This is a genomic window from Mesobacillus boroniphilus JCM 21738, from assembly GCF_000517385.1.
In the GTDB taxonomy this organism is placed as follows: domain Bacteria; phylum Bacillota; class Bacilli; order Bacillales; family Cytobacillaceae; genus Mesobacillus; species Mesobacillus boroniphilus.
The window spans coordinates 1-10,681 of the sequence record NZ_BAUW01000108.1; the positions used below are offsets into that span (position 1 = coordinate 1).

Annotated in this window: 9 protein-coding genes, 1 pseudogene and 1 riboswitch; of the genes and pseudogenes, 6 read left to right on the forward strand and 4 right to left on the reverse strand. The window is 36.9% G+C overall.

What is annotated here, in order from left to right:
• Complete coding sequence (locus JCM21738_RS19110) at positions 1–570, reverse strand: glycerol-3-phosphate responsive antiterminator (protein WP_023613699.1); 570 nt, start codon at positions 568–570, stop codon at positions 1–3.
• A gap of 392 nt (positions 571–962) precedes the next feature.
• On the opposite strand from JCM21738_RS19110, the gene JCM21738_RS19115 reads away from it, so the two are divergent.
• The 5 genes from JCM21738_RS19115 (at position 963) to JCM21738_RS19130 (ending at position 6,155) form a co-directional block, all read left to right on the forward strand.
• Complete coding sequence (locus tag JCM21738_RS19115; RefSeq protein WP_035209895.1) at positions 963–2,060, forward strand: Gfo/Idh/MocA family protein; 1,098 nt, start codon at positions 963–965, stop codon at positions 2,058–2,060.
• 396 nt (positions 2,061–2,456) lie between these two features.
• Positions 2,457–3,929, forward strand: a complete 1,473-nt coding sequence (locus JCM21738_RS22730; RefSeq protein WP_052019797.1) for a serine hydrolase — start codon at positions 2,457–2,459, stop codon at positions 3,927–3,929.
• A 344-nt stretch (positions 3,930–4,273) separates the two neighbouring features.
• Positions 4,274–4,543 carry a hypothetical protein gene (locus JCM21738_RS22735; protein WP_156916343.1) on the forward strand — a complete coding sequence of 90 codons (270 nt, stop codon included), beginning with the start codon at positions 4,274–4,276 and terminating at the stop codon, positions 4,541–4,543.
• On the forward strand, positions 4,537–5,739 hold the full coding sequence (locus JCM21738_RS22740) for a hypothetical protein (RefSeq protein WP_023613703.1): 1,203 nt from the start codon (positions 4,537–4,539) through the stop codon (positions 5,737–5,739). The genes JCM21738_RS22735 and JCM21738_RS22740 overlap by 7 nt, the downstream gene beginning before the upstream one ends.
• 137 nt (positions 5,740–5,876) lie before the next feature.
• On the forward strand, positions 5,877–6,155 hold the full coding sequence (locus tag JCM21738_RS19130; RefSeq protein ID WP_148296148.1) for a hypothetical protein: 279 nt from the start codon (positions 5,877–5,879) through the stop codon (positions 6,153–6,155).
• A 473-nt stretch (positions 6,156–6,628) separates the two neighbouring features.
• On the opposite strand, the gene JCM21738_RS19135 is transcribed toward JCM21738_RS19130, so the two are convergent.
• From JCM21738_RS19135 to tagU, 3 genes and pseudogenes are all read right to left on the reverse strand, one after another.
• On the reverse strand, positions 6,629–7,738 hold the full coding sequence (locus JCM21738_RS19135; protein WP_023613706.1) for an acyltransferase: 1,110 nt from the start codon (positions 7,736–7,738) through the stop codon (positions 6,629–6,631).
• Between the two features lie 272 nt (positions 7,739–8,010).
• Complete coding sequence (locus JCM21738_RS24515; RefSeq protein ID WP_023613707.1) at positions 8,011–8,148, reverse strand: hypothetical protein; 138 nt, start codon at positions 8,146–8,148, stop codon at positions 8,011–8,013.
• 22 nt (positions 8,149–8,170) lie between these two features.
• Positions 8,171–8,254: riboswitch (cyclic di-GMP riboswitch) on the reverse strand.
• A 213-nt stretch (positions 8,255–8,467) separates the two neighbouring features.
• Positions 8,468–9,396: pseudogene (gene tagU, locus JCM21738_RS19140) on the reverse strand (polyisoprenyl-teichoic acid--peptidoglycan teichoic acid transferase TagU).
• A 706-nt stretch (positions 9,397–10,102) separates the two neighbouring features.
• On the opposite strand from tagU, the gene JCM21738_RS19145 reads away from it, so the two are divergent.
• Complete coding sequence (locus JCM21738_RS19145) at positions 10,103–10,603, forward strand: hypothetical protein (protein ID WP_023613709.1); 501 nt, start codon at positions 10,103–10,105, stop codon at positions 10,601–10,603.
• Positions 10,604–10,681: the final 78 nt, after the last annotated feature.

Genomic DNA, 10,681 nt, shown 5'->3' on the forward strand with positions numbered 1-10,681 from the left:
TTATAAATCGAGATTCCAGAGCTTTGGGTCACCAGAGGAAATAGCGAGAGCACCGGCGCTTAAACCATTAAGAATATCTTCCTTATTACTGATCAGCCCACCAGCAATGATTGGCAATGTGGTCATTCTTGTCAGCTTATCAATGACAGAAGGCATCAGACCAGGAAGAATTTCAATCGCATCAGGCTTACAATTATGTGCGATTTCGATACCTTTGACGAGAGCATTTCGGTCGATCAGAAAAAGGCGCTGAATCGTCATCAAACCTTCTTCCTTTGCATATTTAATCAGGTTGCTTTTTGTTGTGATGATTCCGGCGGGCTTCCAGATTTCTGCTATGTATTTAATCGCACTTTTCGTATTGGACAGTCCATCGATGAAATCAATATGTATGAAAGTCGTTTTTCCTGCTGCCTTCAGTTTCTTCAGGTATCCATCCATCGTAATTAAATTCCCAGTAAGGATGAACACAATGTTGGAGTTGGACTGAGCCGCCTTTTCCAAATCAGTTTCTTCTTTGATGGATGCAATTACTTGCGATTGGACAATGTCGATTATGTTTTGTTTCATCTACTAGCACCCCTTAAGGTTGTCTGAATATTCAATCTTAATTATATCATAAAATAGACAAAGGGACTGTAATGTGCAGCCTTCCAGAGACGAAATAAAAAGTGTGAGAAGAGCAGATTAATTAGAAAGGAGTATAAGTACTATAGAGTTAGCCCTGCACCTAGAGTGATTGAAAGACTTTAAAAAGGGAAGCTGAAGTTGCCTGCTATGACCCTTGTGCACCATAATACCGTGAGCATGGAAAAGTCTAAAAAGGTATATTATAATTAACAGTAGATTTTATTGAAATAGCTGACCAGCCAATACAATGGTAGGTTAGCAATCAGTACAAAACATGCTAAGGAATACGAAAAATGATATGATGCATGTGAAAAGTCGCAAAAAGAATTATTATGAGGAGAGATTATTATGAGTCTGAGATATGCATCATTGGTTGTGGAAGAATTTCACCTAATCATATTGCTGCTGCAATGGAAAATGAACTTGATATTGTTGCTTTATGTGATGTAGTTCCGGAAAATATCGATGATAAAATTTCGAAATTCAACCTTCCGGATACTGTTGCGAAATACACTGACTATAAAGAGATGCTAGAAAAAGAAAAACCTGAGTTAATCGCAATATGTACTGAAAGTGGGAACCATGCATCTATAGCTTTGGATTGTATCGAAGCTGATGCTAATCTTATCATTGAAAAACCAATTGCACTCTCACTTGAAGACGCTGACCAAATCATTGCAAAGGCTAAAGAAAAAAATGTGAAGGTGAGCGCATGCCACCAAAATCGTTTTAATAAATCAATTCTAAAAATTAGAGAAGCTGTAGAACAAGAACGCTTTGGCAGACTGCTTCATGGTACGGCTCATATTCGCTGGAACAGGGGAGAAGATTACTATACTCAAGCTCCTTGGCGTGGAACCTGGAAACAAGATGGCGGAGCACTTATGAATCAGTGTATTCATAATATCGATTTATTACGTTGGATGATGGGTGACGAAATTGTTGAGGTTGTCGGAATGACAGATAACTTAAAGCATGGTTTCATTGAAGCAGAAGACTTAGGGTTGGCATTAATCAAATTTGCTAATGGCAGCTACGGAGTTGTTGAAGGAACAACAAACATCTTTCCTCAGAATTTAGAGGAAACATTGTATATTTTCGGAGATAAAGGTACAGTCAAGGCTGGTGGGAAATCCGTAAATATAATTGAAGAATGGCTTTTTGCTGATAATCTTGATAATGCGGAAGAAGTTAAAGAGACGTATCAGGAGAATCCACCTACTGTATATGGATTCGGACACAATCCTCTATATGCTGATGTTATTGATGCTATTAAGAATGATAGGGAACCATATGTTACAGCAGAAGATGGAAGAAGAGCATTGGAGCTTGTCCTGGCTATCTATAAATCAGCTGCTGAAGGAAAAAGCGTGAAACTTCCACTCGAAAGGACTAGCACTCTGGATTTCCAAGGAAGGTTTGATCGATAAGCTTTGTTTCAATGAGCCAAAGGGATGGTTCATAAAACAGACAATCTGAATTTTTTTGTACGAAAAAGGGTACGATGAGCAGTTTTTTTACTGCTCATCGTGCCCTTTTAATTTTTGTTCTTCCAATGGGACATGGGGACGGTTGGAAGGTTCTCATGTCCCAGTTGGGATTTGAAATAAAAGTATGAGGCATGAACTGAGCCTTATGCTTCTTGCTTTTTTACCTGCCCACTTCCTGTGACTGGGAACATGAATCAGCCAATTTTTATTTTAATCAAACGTTTGATTAAAAAGGAATTTCTAATACACGCAAAATATACTATTTTTATAGTAATTATTTCCAAGTTATAGTTAAATTAGAAATGTGAAACTTTTAATGTAGATCGGAGAGGGAAAATGATGAAATTTGTTAGTTTTATATTGATGGCACTACTAATATTTCAAAGTGCATTTGCATTAAGCACAAGTGCCAGTGGGGTAAATGGTATTGACTCCTTTGTAAAGTCTTCTGTCAAAACTTATCCCAATATCTCAGTTTACTATGAGAATCTGGTTACGGGAGAGAAGTATTCCTATCAATCTTCAAGAATAAGACCTGCTGCCAGTACTATTAAACTGCCGTTGGTGTTATATGTATATGACTTGGCTTCTAAAGGGAAAATTGACTTGAATGAGAAACTAACATACCGTTCCCATCATTATTACGGAGGAAGCGGGGTAATACAAAGGGATCGAGTAGGTACTTCTTATACGATTCGTGATTTACTGAAAAAAAGTATTATGTATTCTGATAATATTGCATTTATTATGCTTCGAGAGAGGGTTGGGAAGAGCAATTTTATTCATTATGCAAAATCATTGGGCGGTAAAACGGTCTATCCTTCTGGAAGGAATGTTACAACATCAGATGACTTGTCGGTATATGTAAAGCAGTTATGGAGTTTTGCCAAAAAGAATCCCCAGTATGGAAATGAGCTAGTAAAACTCCTTTCAAATACAGTGTATAAGGAAACGAAAGCTCCTGGGCTGCCGGCAAACAAGGTTGTCCATAAGGTAGGATATATACCGAAGGATTTAATTTATAATGATGCTGCCCTTATTTTAGACGATCAGCCATATATTCTTGTTGTCATGACAAGTGGAATTCCTGTGAAAAGAGACGTTAAATTCATCTCTTCTTTAGCTGAAGCAGTCCATAATCATCATATCAATTCGTCTATTAATCTCTTTATTAAACACCTGGCTAGTGCAGAGTTGGCAAGTTCAAAACTATATAGGAAGATTTCTGTTGATTATGAAGGAAAAGTAACGGTAAAGCCTTACGACGCCTATAATGAGACAGGTAAGAATCTGACCATGGCTAAAAAAGTATATACCAAACTATCAGAGGCGCAAAAGAAAGCTTATTCATCAAAACTAAAGAATATCGAGCTGACAAGAGAGCGGGCAATGTTCTTCATAGATGGAATCTCAGCTGGAGAAAAGCTAGAGGTTAATAGACAAGAATTAGAAGGATTCAAGAATGCAGGAAACCTTGATAACATGGAGGCTTCTTACCATTCACTTTCTGCCCTTATTAAACATCAGGCCCAGTTTTTATATAAAATTTATGGTAAAACAACTCGGAATGCTGTACTTGTCCAGTATAAAGGTCCAGCAGAAACTCTAATCGAGGATACAAAGATGGCAGTCACGTTAAGTATGGTGCTTAACCGGATAATAATAAATCTAGCAAGCCAAAATAATACTGATTTAGAACTGAACAAAAATTATTATGAAGAGAACATCTCCTTAGTTACAGACCCGGTATTGAGGGAGGCATTACAAAAGAAGTATGAATCAGTTTTTAGTCAAACTGATAACTATTGATAATCATTCTCTAGTGTTTTAAGAGTTGAATCTTTCAATTGCCTTTTCAACATTGTAAATGAGACTATTATTGTTTTACGGATTCTACGAAAGCCCAGAGCAAAACTCTGGGCTTTTAGTGTATTCATTGTAAGACGCAATTTCATTTGAATTTAGATTTTATATTGATAGAACTAGCATCTCGTTACTATAGAGAATTTTATGCATAGGAGTCCTTCCTCCAATCTTAAACACATAATTACTCAAAAATCACAAGTAGGTAATTACAATTATGGTAAAAATATCCCTAGAGTTTTAACAATTATATATAATACTAATATACTAATTAAAAGGAGTTTTGTATGGTGATAAAAGTACTAATCCACTTGCTTGTTCTCCTAGTTTTGCTTGGTGGATTTAATCTGCAGGCAAGTGCGGCTGGAGAGTGTGATGCCTTCAGAGAAGCAACAAAAATTTGGTGGGATGGCATTGAGCTTAAGAAAGGGCAAATCGGAAGGCTAGAAATTGAGAAGGATACCGTGTTATTTAAGCTGGATGGAAACAAAAAAACCTTATCAAGAACATTGAAAAAAGAGAGTTTTATCGTATTTATGCCTTTAAACCATGAATGCTGAGTGTCGGAGGGGGCTATTATGTAGACCGCGATGAAAAAGTTACTTATGAGACACCTAGCAAAGCAAAACTAAAAGCGGTTGAATGTGTAAATGATCGCTTTGTGAACTTGGGTTCGCAAATACATAATACGATTGCCATAACAGGAGCTGCCGGTCATGCTCCAGATGGCACTGCTCTCATGTACGTCCTGCTTCAGGGGGAACCGGCCAAATTTGTGGCAATAGATATTGTCAAAAATAAAGTCTGGGATGAAAAGACTTTAAAATGGTCTACGAGTGCATGGGCTATGACTGTAGATAGCGGGGGTACCGTATGGATTGGCGGAACGCCGAGTGAACATTTATTCCAATATAATCCGAAAACAAAATCACTAATAGATAAGGGGAAGGCCACTGTGAAGGGAACTTCCATTCATGATCTGGAAGTAACAGGTGGCGGAGTGGTTTTGGGAAGCACCTCCCCAAATGGCAGTGTGTTTAAATATGAAGCAGGAAAAGGGTTCACAGACCTGGGGCAGGTCTTACCAGGGAAACATTTAGCGAGAAGCCTTGCCTATAACGAAGAAACCAATACTTTATTTGCCGGGGTGGGTGCTAAAGCCCAGCTGGTAGCATGGGACATGACGACAAATAAAAAACAGAGCATTCTTCCTGAAAAGTACCAGGGAGAGACATCCGTCTATGATTTAGATGAAGTAGATGGATTGCTTTTCGCCAAGCTTGAACCAAGCAAAAAAATCCTTGTGTTTGACAGCATCACACTGGCTTTTAAGAAAGAGATTCCGGCTAGTTCGCGTGGAGTTTCCCAGGTGAGTCCTGGTGAGGAAGCTGTCTACTATTCTCATGGCTATGCACTTCATAAGTATGATTTGGACAGCGGGAATATAAGCAATATACCCGGCACTTTAAAAGGTACGGAGGCTGTATCGATTGATGTTATTAATCTCAATCATTCGGAATTCCCTGGCTCTTCAGTAGTTGGTTTGCTTGGAAATTCAGGAACATACTTAATGTATAATCCAGCCACAGAAAAGCTGCAGGTGAATAAATTGAATCTACCGCAGCAGTCGATTCCGATCTACAATATTGAGCGCGGACCACGCGACCAGATTATCTCAAATGGATTTGTTTCTGGTCAAGTAAATGCGTTTAATCCAGAGACGAAGGAAACAAATGAACTATTGAAGGTTGGCTAGGCTGAATCAATGGTCACGCTAAATGACAAGCTCTATCTAGGCGTATACCCGGGGGCTTCATTATATGAATATAATCCTTCTAAAGCTATACCTGGGGAGAAATTGCTTTTGCCGTAGGAAACGGACAGGATCGGATTGTGGCAATGGCCGCTGATGAAGTGTCTAAGAGTTTGTTTATGGGAACTCATCCAAAGAATGGTGAAATTGGCGGTGTATTAGTGTTTTACAATCCTGCGACGAAAAACAAATTAATTCGCAGGAACATAGTGCCAGAACAGAGTGTTGTATCACTTGCTTCAAGCGGTGGATATACTTATGGAGGCACAACCATTTTCAGTAATGGGAAGAATGAATCGAGAAAAACAGCTGTCTTCTTCCGATTGAGAAGTAACAGTCCGAATGGAAAAATCGAATAAATACCGCTTCCGTTAACAAAGCCAAGAATGATCCATAGCCTGCCTGGCAACAGCTCCGAACGGCACTATTTGGGACTTTCAGATGGAAACCTGTTTTCTTACGACCCTAAAACGAAAAAAATAAAAACGATTAACATTACCCCGACCACAAGCGGACGATTTAAAAATGGCACTCTTGTGATTGGCAAAGGTGGAGTGCCTATGGAACGGTTGAACAAAAGCTTTTTTTAGTTAACCCAATGACAATGAAAAAGACCATCTATCCAGGCGTCACTGCTTCAGATATTACGATGGATAACAGCGGGAATATATACTTTAAGGATGGCGCGGAGTTGTGAAGGTTTAAATAGGAATTTACCGAAGTAATATAGGAATTAGTCAAACTAATAAGCAAAACACTGGGGAACCCTAAGAAAATGGGTTACCTAAAAGGGCCAGGCCCCTACTTTAGTAGGGGCCTGGCCCTTGTTGATTTAATTAGTTGTGTTAGAAACCTTTATGGTTGTCTGGGGTTTCCAGTGGTTTTTCTGGGATTCTTTTATTTTTGGTACTGTTAAAATATATTGATTGTATGGAAGCAATTGAATAAGTTTAACAACGGCAATTGTCAATGCAAGGACAATCATAAAAGTTATTGGAAATAGTGTTGTTTTCCAAATAAACTGGGGTGCTATTGTTTGTACAATATATAAAACAAAAGGATGGACAAGATAGATAGCCATAGACAACGTACCCACCTTTGTTAGGAACCGGTTTAAAAACCGGATTTTCATAATGTCTTCACTTATGCCCAATATGAATAATGTGATAATAGGAATGTTCACTAGATTGGTAGCTCTATTGGATGGTACTGATCCAATTATTTTATATTCTAGTACTGCCAACGCAGTTAAAATAAGAACGCTTAATCCAAGGACAATCTTGTTTTTCTGTGAGAATTTTATTAATCCTTCCCAATTATAAGCCAGGAACCCACCAAAAATAAAAAAGAATATCCAACTTGGCAAGAATGCTCTTTGGCTTAATAAGACCTTTAAGATACCTTCGGTTTGTCCTGGTGCATAAAATTTTAGGATATATAAGTTTGTTAAGGCGGCCAGGAATAAGAGCAGTATCCAACTCTTTTTTGATCGAATTAGCTGTAACAGAGGAAAAATCAAATAAAACTGAAATACAATCGACATAAAATAAAGGTGATAAAAAGAGTCCCCGAAAGCAAAGTTAATTAAAAATACTAAATAACCTTCTTCGAACGGCTGAATATTTTGAGCAAGTATCATAAAGGATAAATAAAACCCACTCCACAGAAAAAATGGTATACCAATTTTCGTGAAACGGCTCGATACAAATCTTTTAAAATAAAATCCTTTAATTATCGTTTGGTAAAAAAGGAGAAACCCACTGATAACCGCAAACATTGGAGTACCGAAGCGGCTAATTTGGTTAATAAACAGTGTTATCTCATTATACTTCTGGTCATGTTGGTAATAATAAGCAGCTGAAACATGAACCAGCAGTACCATTAAACTAGCAATTGCTCTTATATAATGTACTTCGTATATGTGATTGCGCTGTTTTCCCAACTTTACCACTTCCCTTTAATAATGTTAAAGATATAGTTAGTTACTTAAACATCATAAGAGAAAGGGAAGAGTTTTTCTTGAATGTTACTATAATTTAATCAAAACGTATTATTTTATTAATATATTAAATATATTAAATCGGAAATTAGTTTATGGGGATTTTTATCTATTTATAATACATAAAATGTTATTTGATGAATAGCTTTAACCGGCATTTGAAATCTTGGAGGTAATGCAAAAATCCCAACAATGTTTTGTTGGGATTTTGAAACTTATATTTGGCTTGCAAGTACAGTTACAAATGCACTTATGATGACTGTTACGAGAAGTAAAGAAGCATAAAGAACAATCTTGTTTCTTTTTTTCTTTCTTTGTTTCTCCTCGGGTGTTAGCCAATAATAGTTCGACATCAAATCTATCTCCTTTTTTATTGATGGCAGCTGGCTGGCTTTGTCATTGACAGAGGCCCCTCTAGCTTTGCGTCATCACTTTTCAGTGATTTTGCCCATAAGAATTATCGGCTTTTTTATTATAACTTTCAATTATTATTTTGTCGCGAATTGTCGTAATTTTTTCAATAAATTTCTTTGCTTTATCTTAACTCATTAAAATGGCATCAACAAATACAGAAACGAATACAGAATCAAATACAGAAACGAACACTGAACAAGTGACACCTAGCTAAAAATAAAAAACCTTGGGCAGATTAAATCATACCCAAGGTTTTTATTAATTTAACTCAAGATGAGCCTTAAGTTTTTCTTGAATTCGTTGTTTTTCAAATTCATCAACTTGTAAATAATAAATCCCATCAATTTTGCTTCCGCTTCCCTTGATTGCCATTTGTTCTATGTTAGCTCCAGCGGATTTATATTTACTTTGTATTTCCACCATTTCATTGAATGTAAAATTCGTTTTAATATTTGTACTTAAAGCTGAAAAGATTTCATTGTAATTTGTCAAAGAAGAAAGGCTGGCGCCTTCTTTTATGACCGCTTGAATGATTTGGCGCTGTCTCTGCTGACGGCCAAAATCACCACGCGGATCTTCGTAACGCATTCGTGAGTAACTTAAAGCCTTTTTCCCGTTAAGAGTGATGTTTCCTTTTGGGAAATGTGTTCCTTCATAGGTGAAATCAAGATCGTTATTAACCGTAACTCCTCCGACCGAATCCACTATATCCTTAAAACCCTCCATATTGATTTGCATATAATAATCAACTGGTATGTCTAAGAAGTTTTCAACCGTATTCATTGACATTTCTACTCCGCCAAAAGCATATGCATGATTAATTTTATCCTGGAAACCTTTCCCGACTATTTCAGTTCTTGTATCCCGGGGGATACTTAGCATTTTTACCGAATTAAGATTAGGATTCACGGTTAAAACAATCATTGTATCAGATCGCCCGCGATCACCTTCTCGCTCATCTACCCCGAGCATCAAAACAGAGAAGGTTCTTTTTTATCCAGGGTAACTTCATCGGTCCGTTTATCTGATTTTTCGCGGCTAATCGGCTCATGCATCGTATCAACTGCTTTATTTAAAGATTGGTAAACAGAAAATGCATAAGCGCCTACAGCTGCAATTATTAATAAGAATATAATTAGGACTATTTTCTTCCAGCCCTTTTTCTTCTTATGTTGTTCGCGTTTCATATCATATACCTCCGTTAGTGGAAAAAGCACGTATACTCAAGAATAGCAAATGTTATGGAAATTGGCTATATGGATTTCTAGGAAAAATGACATAGTTCATGTCAAAAAAAATTAAGCTGTGTTAAATGTAATGTTGATATTTGTATATTAAGTACAAATGATCCGGAAAATTAATAAAGATGAAGGAAGGGATAGCAATGAAATTAGCTAGTAGGTTCAGTACAGACTCAACAGCATTGGGTGAGTTTCCTCCAAACATCATTAGTACAATCAATTCATGGTAAAGACCATTTTTAAAGGAAATTGCCGAGGGCAAAGATAAGAAGAGATTTGTATGCCATAATTGCAAGATTTGTAAAGTGTTTAGAGTTGTTACATACAAAACAACAGTAGACTGTAATGTCCTACGCTAATCAAAAGAGTGTTTAACACGATCGTAAGTCTGATGGAAAAGTTCGTGTGAAAAAAAAGGATATATCATTTTTAAAACGTCAATAACTTCCATACGCTGGCTGAAAGTAACGAGGTAGCTTCAGTATATTAGGAGCATTATTTGGCATGATTTCGTTTTTTTTGAAATAGAGGGATTTGAAGGCTCTGTGAAGAATTTGAAAAGCGGGATGACTATATCTTGTTTGTACCTGGGAAATGAGACAAAGATTATCCCGTTCACCGTATAATTTCATTTTTTTGTGGAGGTTTTATTATGTTTACCGTCGATATCTATATTGGTTCTATTAAAGCCAGCCTTGAGAAACAATCTGATTTGTTGGTGAGAAATCTTAAAAGTATCTCTGAATACAACTTCTCAACTGATATAGATTTATTGGATTTTTCTGCATTCATTGAACCTACGAGGTTCGAAATATCAATAACAATGTTCACAATGGATAAAGAAGCCAATGAAGTTTTCTATGAAGGAAATGACGCCACGGTTTTTGCTGGTAGTGAGGAGATACTCCCAGAGGTCGAATATTATCAGTTAAACGACAATCAGTTAGATGATTTTTTTGAGTTTTATGAGCAAAATGAAGAGATATTAGTTCCACAAGAACAAAAAGTTTTTACAGAGTGGTTTAGTCAATGTTGGCAAGAAGCAGGCGGAACTTCATTGAATTTACCATCGTATTTTGTTTTTCAGGATGATTATAAATCATATGATTTAAAGAATAATCAATGGATTGATGATGAAGAAAAGCGGTCATAAACATTGAAGAATGCCTATTTTTCAAGGCATTCTTTTGTGCGCTTGGCAGCGCTCTTCTCTAATGGGTGAAAGTCCCTA

What these genes read in the sequence shown, in the direction of transcription:
- JCM21738_RS19110 (WP_023613699.1), bottom strand. Translation starts at nt 570, where the DNA reads ATGAAACAAAACATAATCGACATTGTCCAATCGCAAGTAATTGCATCC.
- JCM21738_RS19115 (WP_035209895.1), top strand. Translation starts at nt 963, where the DNA reads ATGAGGAGAGATTATTATGAGTCTGAGATATGCATCATTGGTTGTGGA.
- JCM21738_RS22730 (WP_052019797.1), top strand. Translation starts at nt 2,457, where the DNA reads ATGATGAAATTTGTTAGTTTTATATTGATGGCACTACTAATATTTCAA.
- JCM21738_RS22740 (WP_023613703.1), top strand. Translation starts at nt 4,537, where the DNA reads ATGCTGAGTGTCGGAGGGGGCTATTATGTAGACCGCGATGAAAAAGTT.
- JCM21738_RS24515 (WP_023613707.1), bottom strand. Translation starts at nt 8,148, where the DNA reads ATGTCGAACTATTATTGGCTAACACCCGAGGAGAAACAAAGAAAGAAA.
- JCM21738_RS19145 (WP_023613709.1), top strand. Translation starts at nt 10,103, where the DNA reads ATGTTTACCGTCGATATCTATATTGGTTCTATTAAAGCCAGCCTTGAG.